Origin of the sequence: Aquamicrobium soli (assembly GCF_042646345.1) — a bacterium.
GTDB classification, from domain to species: Bacteria; Pseudomonadota; Alphaproteobacteria; order Rhizobiales; family Rhizobiaceae; genus Mesorhizobium; species Mesorhizobium soli_A.
Genome location: NZ_JBHRTK010000012.1, coordinates 78,847 through 96,905, shown reverse-complemented (window position 1 = coordinate 96,905; position 18,059 = coordinate 78,847). Strand labels below are relative to the sequence as shown.

Annotated in this window: 14 protein-coding genes and 2 pseudogenes; 4 read left to right on the top strand and 12 right to left on the bottom strand. The window is 60.7% G+C overall.

Annotated features, from left to right (window positions below; genetic code table 11):
• Window positions 1-122: 122 nt before the first annotated feature.
• Window positions 123-1,616 (bottom strand): catalase, encoded by a 1,494-nt coding sequence (locus ACFOHJ_RS10005; RefSeq protein ID WP_378220356.1) that lies wholly within the window; start codon window positions 1,614-1,616, stop codon window positions 123-125.
• A gap of 217 nt (window positions 1,617-1,833) precedes the next feature.
• On the opposite strand from ACFOHJ_RS10005, the gene ACFOHJ_RS10000 reads away from it, so the two are divergent.
• A complete protein-coding gene (locus ACFOHJ_RS10000; protein WP_378220355.1) occupies window positions 1,834-2,760 on the top strand; it encodes a hydrogen peroxide-inducible genes activator in 927 nt (308 codons plus the stop codon).
• Between the two features lie 438 nt (window positions 2,761-3,198).
• Here ACFOHJ_RS10000 and ACFOHJ_RS09995 read toward each other — a convergent pair whose 3' ends face one another.
• The 5 genes from ACFOHJ_RS09995 to ACFOHJ_RS09975 form a co-directional block, all read right to left on the bottom strand.
• The gene (locus ACFOHJ_RS09995; protein ID WP_378220354.1) at window positions 3,199-4,056 is read right to left on the bottom strand and encodes a hypothetical protein; all 858 of its coding nucleotides are present in this window, start codon (window positions 4,054-4,056) and stop codon (window positions 3,199-3,201) included.
• On the bottom strand, window positions 4,053-5,726 hold the full coding sequence (locus tag ACFOHJ_RS09990) for an AAA family ATPase (protein WP_378220353.1): 1,674 nt from the start codon (window positions 5,724-5,726) through the stop codon (window positions 4,053-4,055). Before ACFOHJ_RS09990 ends, ACFOHJ_RS09995 begins: the two co-directional genes overlap by 4 nt.
• Before the next feature lies 1 nt (window position 5,727).
• Window positions 5,728-7,281 (bottom strand): restriction endonuclease subunit S, encoded by a 1,554-nt coding sequence (locus ACFOHJ_RS09985; protein ID WP_378220352.1) that lies wholly within the window; start codon window positions 7,279-7,281, stop codon window positions 5,728-5,730.
• Window positions 7,278-8,696 carry a class I SAM-dependent DNA methyltransferase gene (locus tag ACFOHJ_RS09980; protein ID WP_378220351.1) on the bottom strand — a complete coding sequence of 473 codons (1,419 nt, stop codon included), beginning with the start codon at window positions 8,694-8,696 and terminating at the stop codon, window positions 7,278-7,280. Before ACFOHJ_RS09980 ends, ACFOHJ_RS09985 begins: the two co-directional genes overlap by 4 nt.
• Window positions 8,697-8,852: 156 nt before the next feature.
• Window positions 8,853-9,446: a DUF6088 family protein gene (locus ACFOHJ_RS09975; RefSeq protein ID WP_378220350.1), complete on the bottom strand. Its 594-nt coding sequence runs from the start codon at window positions 9,444-9,446 to the stop codon at window positions 8,853-8,855.
• A 512-nt stretch (window positions 9,447-9,958) separates the two neighbouring features.
• Between ACFOHJ_RS09975 and ACFOHJ_RS09970 the strand changes: the two are divergent.
• A pseudogene (locus ACFOHJ_RS09970) lies at window positions 9,959-10,756 on the top strand (ParB/RepB/Spo0J family partition protein); the annotation flags it as partial.
• On the opposite strand, the pseudogene ACFOHJ_RS09965 reads toward ACFOHJ_RS09970, so the two are convergent.
• Window positions 10,731-10,934 (bottom strand): annotated as a pseudogene (locus ACFOHJ_RS09965) (ATPase, T2SS/T4P/T4SS family); the annotation flags it as partial. The pseudogenes ACFOHJ_RS09970 and ACFOHJ_RS09965 overlap by 26 nt on opposite strands.
• Between ACFOHJ_RS09965 and ACFOHJ_RS09960 the strand changes: the two are divergent.
• Entirely contained in the window at window positions 10,918-11,124 is a 207-nt protein-coding gene (locus ACFOHJ_RS09960; protein WP_378220349.1) for a helix-turn-helix transcriptional regulator, read from the top strand. The pseudogene ACFOHJ_RS09965 and the gene ACFOHJ_RS09960 sit on opposite strands and share 17 nt — an antisense overlap.
• On the opposite strand, the gene ACFOHJ_RS09955 is transcribed toward ACFOHJ_RS09960, so the two are convergent.
• The 5 genes from ACFOHJ_RS09955 to ACFOHJ_RS09935 all read right to left on the bottom strand — a co-directional run bounded on the left by ACFOHJ_RS09955 (window position 11,114) and on the right by ACFOHJ_RS09935 (window position 16,783).
• Window positions 11,114-12,370, bottom strand: coding sequence for a tyrosine-type recombinase/integrase (locus tag ACFOHJ_RS09955; protein WP_378220348.1), 1,257 nt, complete (start codon window positions 12,368-12,370; stop codon window positions 11,114-11,116). The genes ACFOHJ_RS09960 and ACFOHJ_RS09955 overlap by 11 nt on opposite strands.
• A gap of 319 nt (window positions 12,371-12,689) precedes the next feature.
• Complete coding sequence (guaA, locus tag ACFOHJ_RS09950) at window positions 12,690-14,252, bottom strand: glutamine-hydrolyzing GMP synthase (protein WP_378221520.1); 1,563 nt, start codon at window positions 14,250-14,252, stop codon at window positions 12,690-12,692.
• A 61-nt stretch (window positions 14,253-14,313) separates the two neighbouring features.
• Entirely contained in the window at window positions 14,314-14,949 is a 636-nt protein-coding gene (locus tag ACFOHJ_RS09945) for a 5'-methylthioadenosine/S-adenosylhomocysteine nucleosidase (RefSeq protein ID WP_378220347.1), read from the bottom strand.
• Between the two features lie 2 nt (window positions 14,950-14,951).
• Window positions 14,952-15,410 carry a PaaI family thioesterase gene (locus ACFOHJ_RS09940; RefSeq protein ID WP_378220346.1) on the bottom strand — a complete coding sequence of 153 codons (459 nt, stop codon included), beginning with the start codon at window positions 15,408-15,410 and terminating at the stop codon, window positions 14,952-14,954.
• An 83-nt stretch (window positions 15,411-15,493) separates the two neighbouring features.
• On the bottom strand, window positions 15,494-16,783 hold the full coding sequence (locus ACFOHJ_RS09935; RefSeq protein WP_378220345.1) for an RsmB/NOP family class I SAM-dependent RNA methyltransferase: 1,290 nt from the start codon (window positions 16,781-16,783) through the stop codon (window positions 15,494-15,496).
• Window positions 16,784-16,981: 198 nt separating this feature from the next.
• Here ACFOHJ_RS09935 and gshB point away from each other — a divergent pair, with 198 nt between their 5' ends.
• Complete coding sequence (gene gshB, locus ACFOHJ_RS09930; RefSeq protein WP_378220344.1) at window positions 16,982-17,926, top strand: glutathione synthase; 945 nt, start codon at window positions 16,982-16,984, stop codon at window positions 17,924-17,926.
• Window positions 17,927-18,059: the final 133 nt, after the last annotated feature.

Sequence of the window (18,059 nt, the reverse complement as noted above, 5' to 3'; positions counted from 1 at the left end):
TTCCTATAGCAGACCGCCGGCGAAGTTTGGGGATCGCCGCCCCGTTCGTGCGGCCGGAAACGGGCCGCCCGCCTGCCCGGACGAATGGTGCTCGGACAGGCGTGCGGCCCGGTCGCTGGCGCTCAGGCCTCGCCCATGCCCTCGGCGGGCTTCGGCGTGCTGCCCTGGCGGACCTTTTCCTCGATGCGGCGCCCGGTTTCGGCGTCGATGTTCTTCCAGTAGTCGACGGCGCGGCTCAGCACCGGCTCGCGCACGCCGCCCAGCAGGCTGCCCGCGACCTGGTCCACCAGATTGGCGCGCTGGGTGTCGCCGAACACCTCGCGCACCAGCTTGCCCGGCTGGCCGAAGTCATCGTCCTCGGCATGCAGGGTATAGGCGCTGCGCACCATGGCGCCGTCGGCTTCCCATCCGTCGGCAACCGGGCCGGTATTGTCCGTCCAGTCGCGGCCGCCGCTGTTGGGGGCGTGCACGGGGGCGTTGCCGCTGTGGTGGTAGGCCATCTGGCCGTCGAACATGTAGGTGTTCACCGGCACCTTGGGCTGGTTCACCGGAAGCTGGTGGAAGTTGGTGCCGATGCGGTTGCGCTGCGCGTCGGCATAGGCGAAGGCGCGGCCGAGCAGCATCTTGTCCGGCGACAGGCCGATGCCGGGGACCGTGTTGCCCGGCGAGAACGCTGCCTGCTCGATCTGCGCGAAGAAATTCTCCGGGTTGCGGTCGAGCGTCATGGTGCCGACCTTGATCAGCGGATAGTCGGCATGCGGCCACACCTTGGTCAGGTCGAACGGGTTGAAGCGATAGGCGCTGGCCTCGGCATAGGGCATGACCTGCACCGACAGCGTCCAGCTCGGATGCTCGCCGCGCGCGATGGCGTCGAACAGGTCGCGGCGGTGGAAGTCGGCGTCGGCGCCCGACATGGCGGCCGCTTCCTCGTTGGAGAAGAACTTCATGCCCTGCTGGGTGTGGAAGTGGTACTTCACCCAGAACTTCTCGCCCTTGGCGTTGATCCACATATAGGTGTGGGAGCCGTAGCCGTTCATGTGGCGCCAGGTCCGCGGCAGGCCGCGCTCGCCCATCACATAGGTGACCTGGTGCGCGGTCTCGGGATTGCTGGTCCAGAAATCCCACTGCATGTGGTTGTCGCGCAGGCCCGAATCGGGAAGCCGCTTCTGGCTGCGGATGAAGTGTGGGAACTTCATCGGATCACGCACGAAGAAAACCGGCGTGTTGTTGCCGACGAGGTCGTAGTTGCCCTCGCTGGTGTAGAACTTGAGCGAGAAGCCGCGCACGTCGCGCCAGGTGTCGGGGCTGCCCTGCTCGCCGGCGACGGTGGAAAAGCGCGCCAGCATCTCGGTCGAGGCGCCCTTCTGGAACAGCGCTGCCTTGGTGAAGGCCGACACGTCCTCGGTGGTCCTGAAGGTGCCGAAGGCGCCCGAGCCCTTGGCGTGCGGCTGGCGCTCAGGCACTTTCTCCCGGTTGAAATGCGCCATCTGTTCCAGGAAATGCACGTCGTGCAGCAGGATCGGGCCATTCGCGCCGATCGTCAGCGAATTGCGGTCGCTGGGCGCGGGCGCGCCGGTGCCCGTGGTGGAGCCGATGCCTGGTTTCTTGTCTGTCATGGGGGTCATTCCTTTCCTGGCCGTTTCCGGCGTGTCTTCCGGATGGTTGGGTCGTGTGTCGACCTGCCCTGTTGCTGGGGCAGCGTCCATGCAATTCGGGTGTCCTGCCCGCGCTCGTCGCTCGTGCGAAGGATGCGGCAGCGCCTCAGGGTAGACAATCCCGGCGATCAGGTCCAATCATAATGGCTTCCAAAAGAAATAAGGAAAACTGATCGGGATGGTTTCGCTGAAGCAGATCCGGTATTTCGACGCCGTGGCCCGCTGCGGGCATTTCGGCGCGGCTGCGGAGGAATGCGGCGTTACCCAGCCCGCGCTCTCGATGCAGATACAGGAGCTGGAGAAGTTCCTGGGCGTCGCGCTCTTCGAGCGGGGCCGGGGGCCGGTGATGCTGACCAACAGCGGCAGGAGCATCGCCCTTCGCGCCGCGCGCATGCTTGCCGATGCGCGCGACATCGTCGATCTGGCGCGGCAGGACGGCAGGCCGTTGTCCGGGCGGCTCGGGCTGGGCGTGATCCCGTCGGTCGCCCCCTACATCCTGCCCGGCCTGCTGCCTTCGATCCGCACGGCCTATCCCGATCTCGATCTTTCGCTGCGCGAGACGCAGACCCAGTTCTTGCTGCGCGAACTGCTGGACGGCAGCCTCGACCTCCTGCTGCTGGCGCTGCCGATCGAGGACCCCGCGGTCGAAACGCTGCGGCTTTTCGACGACCGCTTCCTGCTGGCGATGCCACGCTCGAAAAAGATGACCAACCATGTGCGGGCCACCCCCGACATGGTCGAACGCGACAAACTGCTGCTGCTGGAGGAAGGCCACTGCTTCCGCGATCAGGCGCTGACGTTCTGCGGGCTGCGGCAGGTCGAGAATGCCGCCACCTTCGGCGTCTCGAGCCTGTCCACCCTGCTGGAAATGGTGGCCAACGGCTTCGGAATGACCCTGATCCCGGAAATGAGCGTCGGCCTGGAAACCCGGCGGGAGAACATTCACCTGATGCGCTTCGAGGATCCCGAACCGAAGCGGACCATCGGGCTGGCCTGGCGCAAGAGCTCTCCGCGCAAGCAGGACTTTGTTGAGCTCGGAGAAATCATCACCGCCTCCGCCGGCCATCTCATGCCTGGCGATAGCCGTAACCTGCCGGCCCCCTGATTTCTTACCGCACCGGGTCTATCAGCGAAAAAGGCCGCGATTTTTCCCTCGGTACCGTGGCGTGGACTCCGAGTGGAAAAGAATTATTCCCACTCGATTGTTCAAACTCAACCTAACGCTTTGAAATATATACAAATTTAATCCAAATAGAACGCACAAACCGACGTGCGAACCGTCAAAAAGTTATGCTTTTGATTTCAAAAGGAAAATTTCTGGAAAAAAATTTTCGTGGTTTCGCCTACTATCGAGACCAGTCGGATCATTTGCACCTCTCTATGCCGGTTTGGCGAACTTGATCAGCATCAAAAAAGTACCGTGAGCATTACATATCATACCTCAACACAGTGAATCGCCCACCGTCGCGAGATCGCGAACTGCGTATTCAAACATAGTACCCTGATCCACTCAGCAGAATTTTGATGGCAGTTTGAACCCACCTCACCCCCCTGCGCTAAGAACGTTTTCGATCCAGGGGTGATCTGGAGAACGCTGCCCTTGCAGCAAGAAGTGCATTTCGCCGCTGAAAGGGGCCTTCATCTTGATCATACGATGTATCTCCACAAACAGCTGCTTAAAGCGTCGCGTAGTTTTCAAATCGGCCTCATCGATCTCTAGAAATGCTTTTTTTGCCTCGCGCACCTTTTCGAGAAGCTGGCCAGCAACGGTGTGGCGCCGTTTGCATGTGGGTTCATAGTCGAGATGATATACTTCAATCGACTGCTCGACACGGCGGATGGCGGCGGGCTCGGAGCTGGTAGCACATGGCTTTCCATTCTCACGTTTGCATCCGAGCAGAAGCCAGTCATCTGGGTCACACGGATCGAGAATCGCCGGGGTTTCGGCCTCTACAGTAGCAATCAAATCGTCGTAATCGATCACCGCCGGATCAACTGCGTATACTCGCGCGCCCTCATCAACGAGGGGGAAGCGATCAGCTTTGCCACCAGCAGTCCCATTCTCGATATCCACTCTTCGACTATTACAGAAGGTACATGCAAAGCGAAAATTGCGGCTCTCAAAGCTCAACCAGCGATAACCGTTATGTTCCTGAAGAGCGTCCGCTACTCTCCCTTTGGGGCGGAAATGATCAACCGCATTATCTGATCGATCGACGGGTGTTTCGCAGAACCAGCATTTGTCGTGAAGCAACGCGCCCAAGCGCTTCTTAGTATCCCGCCATAAATCATCGTGGCTAGCAATACTGGCACCGTTCTCTATGACGTCTCGACAGGCTGTTTCCGCCAATGCGGGCCAACCGTCATCCAAACGCAGATCACCGATGTCAACATACCTCACGCTATGTCGCCCCCATCTTCCTCAAGTGTGGATATGAGACGGCGAGCAAGAGCTTCCCGCTCTTCCAAGGTCATATCAACGACCCTTCGCGCCAAGACTTCTACATCTTTCGTTTCGAATACCCTCTCCATCTCTTGATTTCGAATTCGGAGGTACCGCGAGTATTCGTCATCCGGAAAGAAGAACCGGAAACCAAGTTGGTCTAGCCGCGCATTGACCGCATCCAGCTCCGTCGCTTCATCTGGAGTTAGTTTGTCTCGAGACGCGAGATGCCGCTGTCGCTCCAGATCAAGCTGCGTCGTTTCATCGAGCTGCGAGGCTATTCCGAACATATTGCTCGTCACAATCGAGGCGTATCCCATCCCCCGCGGATGCTCGTCTGGAAACGACACCACAACTTTGCGGTGTCCTGCGTCAATCCTGGTCTGAAGAATTTGGACTTGCTGCAACGATAGCTCGGCAATCGCGATCGGATTGTGCGTCGTCATTATCACGTGGCTTGTTTCCTGCTCACTAGCTGTGTTGCCAATGAACTGGCGAAGGAACTCCAGGTATTTAACACTCCATTTGGGGTTGAGGTGCGTATCAGGCTCGTCCAGCAATATCAGGCTTTCTTCTTCCGCCGTGAAACGAAGAAGACCAAGTACCGTTAGAAGCTGCTGCTCCCCCTCGCTTAATTCGCGGAAGGTAACGGTACCGTCACCGTTGTCGACCTTGATCTTTATCCGCACTTCCTCAACCAATTGAGAGACGTAGGTGCTCTCAAGGTCGCGAAAAAAATGCGCTGGAGGCTGATCACCCACCAGCTGGCGCAGCGCTGCGATGTCCTTTATGTATAAATATTTGAATTCTAGCCGCGTTTTGTTCCAAAGTGACGTATTGACCCGCCGTTGCACATTGATTGGCGCGAGCGCAACCTCTTGAAGTCTATCTAGGAAGCTGCTGACGACGCCGCGGGCGCCCCAAAACCGAGCATCCCCGTCTCGGTGGGGAGGCCACGGCGGCTGCCGCAACACGAAGAGAACCGACTCGAAGCCATGCTCCGGATCAATACCCAGATGATCACGTAGCAGGCTTTCGGCGGCGGGCGATCCTCCAATAAGAAAGGCAAGAAGAACGAACTGGCTATGTACCGGAAGAGCGTAAAATAACCGCTTGAGCCCAGGATCTCGGCCTTTCCGCAACTGCTCATCGTACCATTGGAGATAGGGGGCGAAGATTTCCCCCATTCGGGGACTCTCGCCTGAGTAGTAGCTAAAGACATAACGCGGTAGGTTTGAATCGTCTTTGAGGAATGTCCCAATCCTCATACGCTTTGGAGGCATTTCCGGTGCCCCCTCCGCGACAGGGATAAACGTCACTACAATGTTAAATGGCTCTTTTTCGTCAGGATCATGCGATATAGTGACTGATCGGTGGAGATCGCCACTGCCGATCCGATACTTCAGAACAAAAGCAAAATCGATCTTTGGGGATCGCCGCGTATCAATCAACTCGCGAAAGATCACTGCCAAAGCTTCAAGCACGTTCGACTTTCCCGTGCCATTCCAGCCGATAACCACTGTAACCCAGTCGTTCTGATCAAAATCGATCGTAACGTCCTTCAGGTTCTTGAACCTATGCGTGGCGCTATCTTTCGGAGATCCAATCGTGAGCTTATCTACGCGCATATCAGCTGACAGCTTTCAGTTGGAGGCGGTCACCGAGTTTGACGCCGGTATCGTCTTTGACAGGCTCTGCAATCAATCGTCCATCTTGGTCCAGCGCTCGAAGCTCAGCATAAAACGGCTCCACCTCCTCAGGCGCCGCACCTTCCTTTATGCCATAGAGCTCCGCCACTTGCTGGGCTGAGACCGGTGCTTTGGCTTCCTGCAAAATCTCCAATACAGTGCGCTTCATGATCTTCGCTCCGCTCCTCCGTGTCTGTGCGCGGATTTTGGGTTTTTGCTTTGTGGCGATTAGTCGGTCGAGCTGCGCGCTCGCCGGCTCGTCGCTGCTATCATTAGTGCTAAGCTGACCCGCGAGAGCATCATCCATAATTCGACGATGCAGTCTCTCTAGCGTCTTAATGGCCTGCGTCACGGCGGCCTCGCCAGCTGCAAGCCGACTCATGCCGGACCGCACTAAATCCACGATGGCTTGCTGCTCCTCGAGACTGGGGCAACGTAGCTGAAATGCAGCCAATTTCTTCGCGTTGATATTGGACTGCCCTGCACTGTCGCTTCTAACGGCGAAGCAGTATTCGCGACCAGCGGGACTGTTTAAGCAGTATCCAAGGTAATCCGGATGAACGCGATCGTCGCATCTAATCCGGATGAGATAACCCGCATGGATCGCGGCCATCTCTCCATGGTAAACTGCCGTCTTCCCGACCAGCTGCGGACTTCCGTTTGTACGGTTGAACAGAACATCTCCAGGCTTTAACAGGTAGCGCTCTATCTCCCGTTCGTCCGACGTGAAGACGAGGTCAGACCAGTCGAGTTCTCCCCGTTGAATATTACCCATTCGGAGAACAACTACTTTTCCTGTAGGGGAAGACTTTGCGCTTGAGCCGTAAGCGATGCTGACAGAAATATCCCCAACTGAAACCAAAGGCGCCTTATCAGGGGAGCTATATGATCCCGTGGAAGGGAGCAGCGTTAAATCGTAGGCTGCTGCCAACAGCGCTGAGCGCCCCTTCTCCACAGCGACGACCCCCTCATCAAGGCTCGAGCGGATCGCGGCTATCCGCTGCTCATAGGCATTGAGCCTCTCTACGATGCGGTTTTGCTCAGCCAGAGGAGGCAGCACGATCGGCGTGGCCTCGAAAGCCGCTTTTGTGACATGGCGTAGCCCCGCACCGCCATGAGCTTTTGCGATCTGCTGATCAAGGGTGTGGTTGATTGCAGCTCTAAGGAATTCCCGGTTAACCGCTTCTGAATCTACACGTACATTGAATATGTGCTGGTTGAGCACCGCTTCCGGGCCGCGCCAGATGTGCGCGCCAAAAGACGTACCCGGTGTGCCCGACCACGCAAATAACAGATCGCCGTAGCGCACGAGATGCCGCTCATCGACATTTCCTGAGAAGTGATTGAAGGACGTGTCCTGTCGATTGAGATTTTGGATACGGACGATGGGGAGACCTCTCGCACCCCAGTCAGAAGGCTTAAAGGCCCGACCGTTTATAAGATCCGCGATCGCGCCAATGGAGGTCTGCACCCAGCCGCGGGGAAGCTTCCTCATCGCTCCACCTCGTCCGCCGGCAGATCTTCCATCAGCGATTCAATTTCGGCGATCGCGGACTGGAGATGAAAAAGAACGGTGGATGCCACATCCTGCAACGTCGAGCTGTCGGGTTCGTCAGCGTCACGCGGCGTCATCCATATTAGGTCGAGATTGTCCCCCGCTGCCGCAATGTCCTCCCGTTTGAACGACCGCCACCGGGGAATGTCCGCAGATTCCGGACGGCGTTTGCTGCCAAAAGGGTCCGTTCCATAAACGGCCTCGAACTCTCTAAAGTGCTCAGGCCGCAATGGACGCGTCTTACCGAAACGAGGCATTTCTGTCCGTAAGTCGTAGACCCAAATACGGCTAGAGTTCCGTGGGTTTTTCGTCCTGCGTGTAAAGAAAAGAACGTTTGTGTTTACACCCTGACTATAGAATATGCCGTTTGGTAACCTTAGGATGGTGTGGAGGTCGCATTCTTCCATGAGGTCGACGCGAATTGCCCGCCCTACACCGCCTTCGAAAAGCACGTTGTCCGGCACGACTACTGCGGCACGGCCACCTTCCTTAAGCGCGAGCCTAATGTGCTGCAGAAACGCCAACTGCTTATTAGCGGTTCGATGTGGCAAATCGTCTCTTAATTTTCGCGCGCTGCCTGCCTTATTCCCGAACGGCGGGTTGGCCAAAATCACGTCAGCAGGCGTCAGTGCCGCCGCGTCCGCAGTTAGTGCATCACCAAGTATCAATTCCGCATTCAGTCCATGCAAAAATGAGTTCATCTGGCATATGCGGTAAGTACCTTTCTCGATCTCGACACCTTCGAAACGAGGTGAGGTAGTAGAGCCGGGAGACATAATTTTGGAGAACTGCTGGGCTGAGATCAGAAAACCGCCGCTTCCGCATGACGGATCTTGTACAACCTCACCAGCAGCGGGTTGCATCAGGCGCACCATTGTGTCGACCAGTGGCCGGGGCGTAAAGTATTGCCCCGCACCCGATCGCGCATCCTGAGAGTTACGGGCTAGGAGTCCCTCATAAATATCACCCATTCCGTCGGCATCAACGGAATGCCAGTCAAGCTTGGCAATTCCATCGATGACCGCCCGCAGGTTCTCCGAATGAGAGAATACGGTCGTGGGAAATGCATAAATCTCTTGAACCACGCGATTCTCTGCATGACCACCTAAGTATGTCAGCATGTCACGATAGAAGGTTAGAAGATCAGCTCCGCGGTAATCTATAAGGTCGCGCCAGCGATACCCCTCGGGCAAAGCCCTATCGGTATCAGTTTCCTCTGCGATCTTGAGAAATAGAAGATAGGTAAGCTCAGAGATATACTCATGATAACTGACCCCATCGCCCCTTAGTATATGACAAAGACCCCAGATTCTTTTAACTAAATCTCCGCTACTCTTTGCTCGAGCCGCCTTCATTTTGTTTCTCCATTGCCAGCTATTTCCCGACCTAGCACTCGATCAAGCGAACAGCCTTCAGGCATCTGCGGCAGAACAGCGGAATACATAACACTTTGGTGGATCAAAGCCCGAGGGGATGCCCCCGGGGTGAAGATGAGATACCGGAGGCGGGAATCAGCCATGAACGGCCTTTCCGACGCTTCGCGCAAGCCAGGTCGGTAGCTGCGGCGCTACCGCAATAAGTTCGTTAAACGTAGACGGCGGCAGGTCACGCTTCAGTGCCACGAGAGCGGCATCGGCCTTCTCAGGCCCGAGCCAAGCAAGCGCTCGAATTACGACACCCGCGGGATTATTAGCCAGAGCAAGCTGCCAGCGAGGCGCATGTCTCAGTTCGATCGCCTGGTTGCCGAAACAGATCGTTCGGCTACGGCCCGAAGTCAGGTAGACCAATCGCATTGGCACCTGCGTTGTAAGCCCAAGTGTATTGGCAGCCGCGGCACCGCTCGGCACGATGACCTCGCCTTTCTGGCTTGCGAGCGCGTCAACAGCTTTTTGTACCGATGGCGAGCGGACACCGTGTCTACTGGAAACAGGTCGTAGATATAGGCCGCGCCCGGCGCGGATCAGCTGACCTCGTTCGGCAAGGCGTGACAGTGCCTGATCCACCGCAGCGCGGTTGCCGAGGTGGAGCAAGGCTTTTGCCGCGATAGGACTTCCCTCCGGCAACTCACCTGCATGATCAAGAATCTGTTCGGTCAACCGTCGCACACCCACTCTCCCGTCAGAACTCTATGAGCTTTTCTGACAGTTTTCAATGAAAATGCCCCACTGACTCAATTTCCGGGCGGAGCTCGCTCGATGGATGAGGAGGAGCCATATCTCTAATGACAACGGTATGTTCTCCCGGATCATGAGCTATTATTCCTTCGATTAAAGCGCGCCAATGTCGCTTTCTCTGCGCGTCCTAGGGAATTGATCGGCAACGGCCTATCCTCTGGTCCTTGCGCCAAGCCGCCGTTCCGCTCTGACCAGGCTCATCGCTTAGGGGCTCTGCCCCCTGGCGCGGCGCAAGGGATCGCTGGCGCTCGACCGGGACGGTCTCCCCAGCCTTCCGCGCGGATGCGTGTTTCCCACTCTCGCCATGGCTTCGATCCGCTTGTGCAGGCCGGGTGATCCCCCTCCGTCCCGGTCGCCCTTGCACCTTGCACCCCCCGGTCTCGCCGACGGGCAGGGTTGCAGCGCAGCGCTGCGCTTCAACCCAAGCCCATTGGAGAAAGACCATGACCACGACCGACAACACCGCCCCGATCGTCGAACACGGCGCGACCGTCTTCATCCCGCTCAACAAGCTCAAGAAGCATCCGAGGAACGCCCGTAAGACCCCGCACAGCGAGGTGTCTATCGAGGCGAAGGCGGCGAGCATCGCCGCCAAGGGCATTCTGCAAAATCTGGTGGTGGAGCCGGAGTTTGACGCAGGCGGCGAGCCGACCGGCTTCTATCTCGTCAGCATCGGGGAAGGCCGCAGGCTGGCGCAGATGCTGCGCGTGAAGCGCAAGCAGATCAAGAAGACCGAGCCCATTCGCTGCGTCATCGACACGGCGAACGACGCGGCGGAAATCAGCCTTGACGAGAACGTGACCCGCGAAGACCTGCACCCTGCCGACCAGTTCGAGCGCTTCCGCGAGCTTTCGGAGGATCGTGGATGGGGCGCGGAAGAAATCGCCGCCCGGTTCGGCGTGACTGCCCATGTGGTGAGGCAGCGGATGCGACTCGGCGCGGTCAGCCCGAAGCTGTTGCAGGTCTATCGCGACGGCGACCTGACCTTGGACCAGTTGATGGCCTTCGCCATCACCGACGATCACGCGCGGCAGGAACACGTCTATGAGAACCTGTCCTATAACCGCGATCCCTCCATCATCCGGCGCGACCTGACCAAGATGAACGTGGCCGCGACGGATCGCTGCGCGGTCTTCGTCGGCGCGCAAGCCTATACCGAGGCGGGCGGCACCATCATCCGCGACCTGTTCACCGAGGATCGCGGCGGTTTCTTTGAAGACCCGGCCTTGCTGGAACGGCTTCGCGCGTGTCCTCGATGATGACGACGCGATCGGCGCTCTTGGCGACTTCAGCGAGCAGCGCGTTGGTCAGCGTGGTCTTGCCGGTGGAGGTGCCGCCCGCGACGAGAATGTTGGCGCGTGCGGCGACGGCTTCGCGCAAGGTCGCGGCCTGATCGGCGCGCATGATGGCCGACACGACCATCTACGACATGGAGCAGCGCGGCGAGTTTCCGCAGCGCTTCTATCTGACCTCTCGAACCGTCGTCTGGGACCTCGGCGAAGTGGAGGCTTGGCTTGAAGAACGCCGCCGAGCCTCCAAGGCGAAGACGACCAAGCGTGCGCCGGCGCCCGACGTCACGCTCAGGAAGACCCGTCCGGTCAAAGACTAGGCTCCGGGGTCAGAAGGTCCATGGAGGCCGGATAGAGCGTCGGGGTGTATTTCTGGCCGCCGACCCATGCGTCAATCAGATTGCCCCATTCCTGCATCATGTGGCGGCGCTGGTGCTCATACTCGGCCTTGTTATAGACGCCGCGCGAAGAACGCCCGTCCTCGTGCGCCAGGCACTTCTCGATCCAGTCGCTGTTAAAGCCCAGCTCGTTAAGCAGCGTCGAGCCCGTGCGGCGAAGGTCATGCACGGTGAACGGCTCCAGCGGCAGGCCCGCCTTCTTAGCTTGCACGACGACCGCCGTAGTGACGCGGTTGAAGGTCGCGCGCGACATTGGCGCATCCGCGTCGTAGCGCGAGGGCAGCAGGTAGCGCGAATTGCCGGCACAGGTCTTGAGCGCGACAAGGATGTCGAGCGACTGTTCGCACAGATAGACGTTGTGCGGCTTGGAACGCTTCATCCGCTCCTTCGGGATGGACCACACCGCATTCTCGAAGTCGACCTCATCCCACACCGCGTCCTGCAACTCGCTCTTGCGGACCATCGTTAGCAGGATCAGCTTCAGACCGAGCCGAATTGTCGGCAGCGTCGCCACATGCTCTAGCTGGCCGAGCATCACCCGAATTTCGGCGGGCGAGAGCGAGCGGTCCTTGGGAACGAACGTCGCGATCGACGCCGGCCCGACCTCTTCGGCGGGATTCGGCACCTTCTCCCCATGCAGCTTAGCAAAGGCGAAGACCAGCTTCACGATGTCACGGACATGGACCGCCGTGGCCGGTGCTCCCCGCTTTTTCACCTTGTCGCACATCGCCCGGAGATCCTCGGGCGTGATTTCCGTCAGCAGCCGATTGCGGAACGTCGGTAGGATGTCCCGCTCGTAGATCGAGCGGCGCATCGCGCGGGTGCTTTCGGCCATCCGGTGCTCTTGCAGCCAGCGTTCGCCAAACTCGCCGAAGCTCTTTGCTTCCTTGATGCGGCGCTTCTCGCGCTGCTTCTCCTGGGCCGGCGACCGCCCTTCCTGTATCGAGCGCTGCGCGTCGATCAGCTTCTCCCGCGCACGGGCCAAAGAGAGGCCCGCCGGCCCGTATCGACCGAGGGTCAAGGTCTCGCGTCGACCGTGCATGCGGTAGTCATAGCGGAACACGACGGCGCCCGACGGGCTCACGACGACATACATACCGTCACGGTCAGCGACCTTGTATAATTTGTCTTTTGGTTTCAGTGCTTTGATTGCCGCATCGGTAAGCATCGGACCCTCCAAGATCGTTCAAAAAACGCCAGAGAGCCCCTAAAAATACCGTCAGGCCAAAATCGACCAATCCTGACGGAGAATTTTCCTTTATTCTCAATGGAATAAGGTCCAAAAAAATACCGTCACAAGCTCTCTAAGCCATGACGGTATATGCAAATCTTCGGTGTCACAAGACGCCCCATACCGTCAGCTCCGCCGTCGATCGCGAGGCTTGCCCGGCGATTGACGGCGAAAGACGACAGAGAGAAAATTCTTTATTTTCAGCGCGTTATGGAGGGAAATCGGCGGTTGTCGGCGGCTTTTGGGTAGGCGCGAATTATTCCCACTCGATGGTGCCGGGGGGCTTCGAGGTCACGTCGTAGACGACGCGGTTGATGCCGCGGACTTCGTTGATGATGCGGGTGGCGGCGCGGCCGAGGAAGCCCATGTCGTAGGGATAGAAATCCGCCGTCATGCCGTCGACCGAGGTCACCGCGCGCAGCGCGCAGACGAATTCGTAGGTGCGGCCGTCGCCCATCACGCCGACCGTCTGCACCGGCAGGAGAACCGCGAAGGCCTGCCAGATGGCGTCGTAGAGGCCTGCCTTGCGGATCTCGTCGAGATAGACGGCATCCGCCTCGCGCAGGATTTCCAGCTTTTCGCGCGTCACGCCGCCGGGGCAGCGGATGGCAAGGCCCGGGCCCGGGAACGGATGGCGGCCGATAAAACTGTCCGGCAGGCCGAGTTCCTTGCCCAGCACCCGCACCTCGTCCTTGAACAGTTCGCGCAGCGGCTCCACCAGCTTCATGTTCATGCGCTCGGGCAGGCCGCCGACATTGTGATGCGACTTGATGGTGGAAGAAGTCGCCCCGGTGAAGGACACGCTCTCGATCACGTCGGGGTAGAGGGTGCCCTGCGCCAGGAAGTCCGCTCCGCCGAGCTTCTTCGCCTCTTCCTCGAAGACTTCGATGAACAGCCGGCCGATGGTCTTGCGCTTCTTCTCGGGATCGCTCTCGCTTTCCAGCGCCGAAATGAACTTGTCCGAGGCGTCGACCAGGATCAGCGGCAGATTGTAGTGCTGGCGGAACATGGCGACGACATCGGCCGCCTCGTTCTTGCGCATCAGGCCATGGTCGACGAGGATGCAGGTGAGCTGTTCGCCGACCGCCTCGTGGATCAGGAGCGCGGCCACCGAGGAATCGACGCCGCCCGAAAGCGCGCAGATGACCTTGCCCTTGCCGACCTGCTTGCGGATCGCCTCGACCGCCTGTTCGCGATAGGCGGCCATGCTCCAGTCGGAGCGCAGGCCCGCGATCTCGCGGACGAAATTGGTGATGAGCTTGGCGCCGTCCGGCGTATGTGCCACTTCCGGATGGAACTGCACCGCGTAGAACTTGCGGGCGTCGTCGGCGATGGCGGCGAAGGGGGCGCCGGTCGAGGTGCCGACCACCTTGAAGCCGGGCGGGATCGCGGTCACGCGGTCGCCATGGCTCATCCACACCTGGTGGCGCGTGCCCTTGGCCCAGATGCCGTCGAACAGCGCGCAATCGCCCTCGATCTCTAGGAAGGCGCGGCCGAATTCGCGGTCGTGGCCGGCTTCCACCTTGCCGCCGAGTTGGGCGCACATGGTCTGTTCGCCGTAGCAGATGCCGAGCACCGGGATTCCGGCGGTGAAGACGGCGTCCGGCGCACGCGGGCTGCCGATGTCGACGGTCGAATGCGGGCTGCCGGAGAGGATGACCGCTTTCGGCCTGATCCGCGTGAAAGCCTCCTGCGCCGACTGGAACGGCACGACCTCGCTGTAGACCCCGGCCTCGCGCACGCGCCTGGCGATCAGCTGCGTGACCTGGCTGCCAAAGTCGATGATGAGAACGGTGTCGGAAGGATGGGTGATCGTCATGGCGGGCATTTAAAGAAGAACTTCGTCCGGTGCAATGGGCTCGTGGGTTGTCCGGCCGGTATCAAAGCAGGATTTCGTCGCGCGCCAGCGCTTGCCCAAGCGCCGTTACGGCTTCGGCGAGCTTGTCGTCGATCACGTGAAGATAGGCCGTCCAGTCGCCGACATGCCGCAGCTCGGCCGCTCCGTCCGAAATGCCGCGCAGGGCAATCAACGGCACGCCGAAATGCTGGCAGGCGCGCAGGCAGGCATAGGTCTCCATGTCGACCATGTCTTCGGCAATATCGTCATAGGCGCGGCCGGAGATGATCACGGCCCCCGTCGACAGGCTCGCCTCGGGGATGCCCGGGATGCGCAAGGGGAGCGGCAGGGTTGCCGGCAGGCCGACAAACGGCGTCACGCCCTTGTCGACGCCGAGCGCGGAGGCGTCCATGTCGCGATAGCTTACCGATATGGCCTGGTAGATTTCGGCCTGCGCGAGCCGCCGGCTGCCGGCGGAGCCGAGCGACACGACCAGATCGGGCAGGGCCGCTCTTGCCTGCAACCGTGCGAGTTCGGCGGTGAGCGTGACGGCTGCCTCCACCGGGCCGACGCCGGTCATCAGCGGCGTGAACAGGCGCTGGAGGTGCGGTCCGTATTCCGCCGCTGCCGCCATGGCGAACAGCACGTTCTTTCCGCCGAGGCTGGTGAGGGTCGTCACGCCTAGCCGTCGATGCCGTCGCGGCCGACCACCGTCATCATCGTGCCCGTCATGGTGGCGATGAGGCGTGCCTCGCCGTCGTCGGCAAAGGCATAGGCCTGCCCGTCGGCGACGATGATGGTGCGGCCGGGTTTGGTGACGGAGCCCCTGAACAGGAAGCGCTCGCCCTTGCCGGGCGCGAGCAGGTTGACCTTGAACTCGATGGTCAGCACCCCGGCGTTTTCCGGCATCAGCGAAAAGGCGGCGTAGCCGCAGGCCGAATCCAGCGCCGTGGAAATGACGCCCGCATGCAGGAAGCCGTGCTGCTGCGTCAGCGCCGACGAATAGGGCATCTCGATCTCGATGATGCCGGGCGTCACCAGCGTCAGTTCCGCGCCGATGGTCTTCATCGCCTGCTGGCGCAGGAAAGAGGCGCGAACGCGTTCCTCGTAGTTCGGGGCCGGTACGATCTTTGCCGCCATGGCGAGTGCTTTCGCTGCTGCGTTAGGGGGCTTATCGCAGAGCCCGGCCGGGCAGGCAATCCTCAAATGCTGCGGCGCAGCAATCAGGCCTGCCGGCGCATGGCGCAGAAATAGAAGCCGTCGGTGCCGCTTCTCGCCGGCGAAAGGCGGATGCCGCCTTCGGGATCGATGCGCGCGGCCGCCTCATGGCCCGGAAAACGGCTCTGCCACAGGGCCCGGTGATCGACAGCCGCGAAACGCGGGTCGCGTTGGCGGAAGGCGGCGGTTTGCGCGCCGTTTTCTTCATCGAAGACCGAACAGGTGACGTAGACCAGCAACCCGCCCGGCTTCACGAAATCCCGGGCCGCGTCGAGGATCGCGGCCTGTTCGGCCATGCGGGTTTCGAGCTGCCTTTGCGTCAGCCGCCATTTGGCGTCGGGCCTGCGCCGCCACGTGCCGCTGCCGGTGCAGGGCGCATCGATGAGCACGATGTCCATATGCCCGGAGAGCGCCGCCAGTTCCGCCGGCTTGGTGACGACCTGCACATTGCGGTTGCCGCTGCGGCGCAGCCGGTCGAAGATCGGCGCGAGCCGCACCTTTTCGGCGTCCTGGGCAAAAACCTGGCCGTGGTTGTCCATCGCCGCCGACAGGGCCAGCGTCTTGCCGCCGGCGCCCGCGCAATAGTCGAGCACCTGCATGCCGGGCTTCGCTCCGGCGAGCATTGCGGCGATCTGCGAGCCTTCGTCCTGCACCTCGAACCAGCCTTTCTGGAAGGCGGCCTCGGCCTGGACGTTGGGGTGGCGGCCGTCGCCAGAAATCGGTGCGATGCGCAGGCCGTCCGGTGCGATCGTGGTCGGCCGCGCCCCGGTTTGGGACAGTTCGGCCAGAACCTTGTCGCGGCCGGCCCGCAAGGTGTTGGCGCGCATATCGAGAGGCGGGCGTGCGGCCAGGGCAGCCCCTTCCCCGACCCAATCGTCGCCGAAGGCGCGCTCGAACAGCGGCACGCACCAGTCGGGGATGTCGGCGCGCACCGGGCCCGGCGCATCGGCGATCTGCCTACCCTCGAGCGCTTTCAATTCGGCGTCGTCCAGCGGTGGTGGCGCGAACCTGTCGTCCTCCAACACAGCGTTGAGCCCGGCGGCCGAGTGTTCGCCCCGAAGCAGCAGGGCGCCGAAGCCAACGGCGCGTGGCGTGTCCTGGCCGAGCAGCCAGCCGGCGGAGCGCCTGTACCGCAGCGCGTCGTAGACGATGTTGCCGATGGCGGCGCGGTCGCCGCCGCCGGCAAAGCGATGCGAGACGCCCCAGTCCTTCAGCGCCTCCGCCACCGGCCGGTGGCGTCGCTCGATGTCGTCAAGCACCTCGATGGCTGCCGCCAGCCGTCCGCCCAGTCGCATGTCTGTCGCTATCGCCTTTCGGTTATCGCCCCTGCTGTAAAGCGCGTGGCCGGCCCGCACAAGCGGGCCAGGCAGAAAGCGGCCGCGGTGGGCCGGCGTTTTCGAGCTGCCAGCCGGCCGCCGGGCAATCCGGCGATTGGCAGCTTGGGGCCAAAGCTGTAAAGGCAAGACAGTTTCCCCGAACGCCAAGGGCTCGCCATGTCTCTCAAGGTCGCCGTCCAGATGGACCACGTTTCTACCGTCTCGATTGCGGGCGACACGTCGTTCGCGCTGTCGCTGGAAGCGCAGCGGCGCGGGCACAGGCTGTTCCACTACACGCCCGACCGGCTTTCCATGCGCGACGGCAAGGTTATTGCCCGCATCGAGGAAATGCAGGTGCGCGACGAGAAGGGCAACCACTACACGCTGGGCGAACCCGTCCGCACCGACCTGTCGGAAATGGACGTGATCCTGCTGCGCCAGGACCCGCCCTTCGACATGAACTACATCACCACCACCCACATGCTGGAGCGCATCCACCCGAAGACGCTGGTGGTCAACGATCCTGCCTGGGTGCGCAACAGCCCGGAAAAGATATTCGTCACCGAATTTCCCGACCTGATGCCGGAAACGCTGATCACCAAGGACGTGCGCGAGGTCGAGGCCTTCCGCAAGGAGTTCGGCGACATCATCCTCAAGCCGCTTTACGGCAACGGCGGCGCCGGCGTGTTCCAGCTCAACGACGGCGATCGCAACCTGACCTCGCTCCTGGAGATGTTCGGGCAGATGTTCCGCGAGCCGTTCATCGTTCAGCGCTACCTGAAGGACGTGCGCAAGGGCGACAAGCGCATAATCCTGATCGACGGCGAGGCGGTCGGTGCCGTCAACCGCGTGCCTTCGGAAGGAGAGTCGCGTTCCAACATGCATGTCGGCGGGCGCGCCGAAAAGGCCGGCCTGACCGAACGCGAGCGCGAGATTTGCGCGCGCATCGGTCCCTCCCTGAAGGAACGCGGCTTCATCCTCGTCGGCATCGATGTCATCGGCGACTATATGACCGAGATCAACGTCACCTCGCCCACCGGCATCCGCGAAATCCAGCGCTTCGGCGGCCCCGACATCGCCGGCCTGTTCTGGGACGTGGTCGAGGACAAGAAGCGCGGCTGAAATGACGAAAGCCGCGGCGGCGCTGGCCTTGCGCTTTGTTCCAGCCATGCAACCTGGCACAACCGAATCACACGCTGGTCGCTAGGTTGTTCCTGAAATGTTCTTGATTCGATCGCCTGGCTGTGCTTGTCTG

What these genes read in the sequence shown, in the direction of transcription:
- ACFOHJ_RS10005 (WP_378220356.1), bottom strand. Translation starts at nt 1,616, where the DNA reads ATGACAGACAAGAAACCAGGCATCGGCTCCACCACGGGCACCGGCGCG.
- ACFOHJ_RS10000 (WP_378220355.1), top strand. Translation starts at nt 1,834, where the DNA reads ATGGTTTCGCTGAAGCAGATCCGGTATTTCGACGCCGTGGCCCGCTGC.
- ACFOHJ_RS09990 (WP_378220353.1), bottom strand. Translation starts at nt 5,726, where the DNA reads ATGCGCGTAGATAAGCTCACGATTGGATCTCCGAAAGATAGCGCCACG.
- ACFOHJ_RS09985 (WP_378220352.1), bottom strand. Translation starts at nt 7,281, where the DNA reads ATGAGGAAGCTTCCCCGCGGCTGGGTGCAGACCTCCATTGGCGCGATC.
- ACFOHJ_RS09980 (WP_378220351.1), bottom strand. Translation starts at nt 8,696, where the DNA reads ATGAAGGCGGCTCGAGCAAAGAGTAGCGGAGATTTAGTTAAAAGAATC.
- ACFOHJ_RS09960 (WP_378220349.1), top strand. Translation starts at nt 10,918, where the DNA reads ATGATGGCCGACACGACCATCTACGACATGGAGCAGCGCGGCGAGTTT.
- ACFOHJ_RS09955 (WP_378220348.1), bottom strand. Translation starts at nt 12,370, where the DNA reads ATGCTTACCGATGCGGCAATCAAAGCACTGAAACCAAAAGACAAATTA.
- guaA (WP_378221520.1), bottom strand. Translation starts at nt 14,252, where the DNA reads ATGACGATCACCCATCCTTCCGACACCGTTCTCATCATCGACTTTGGC.
- ACFOHJ_RS09940 (WP_378220346.1), bottom strand. Translation starts at nt 15,410, where the DNA reads ATGGCGGCAAAGATCGTACCGGCCCCGAACTACGAGGAACGCGTTCGC.
- ACFOHJ_RS09935 (WP_378220345.1), bottom strand. Translation starts at nt 16,783, where the DNA reads ATGCGACTGGGCGGACGGCTGGCGGCAGCCATCGAGGTGCTTGACGAC.
- gshB (WP_378220344.1), top strand. Translation starts at nt 16,982, where the DNA reads ATGTCTCTCAAGGTCGCCGTCCAGATGGACCACGTTTCTACCGTCTCG.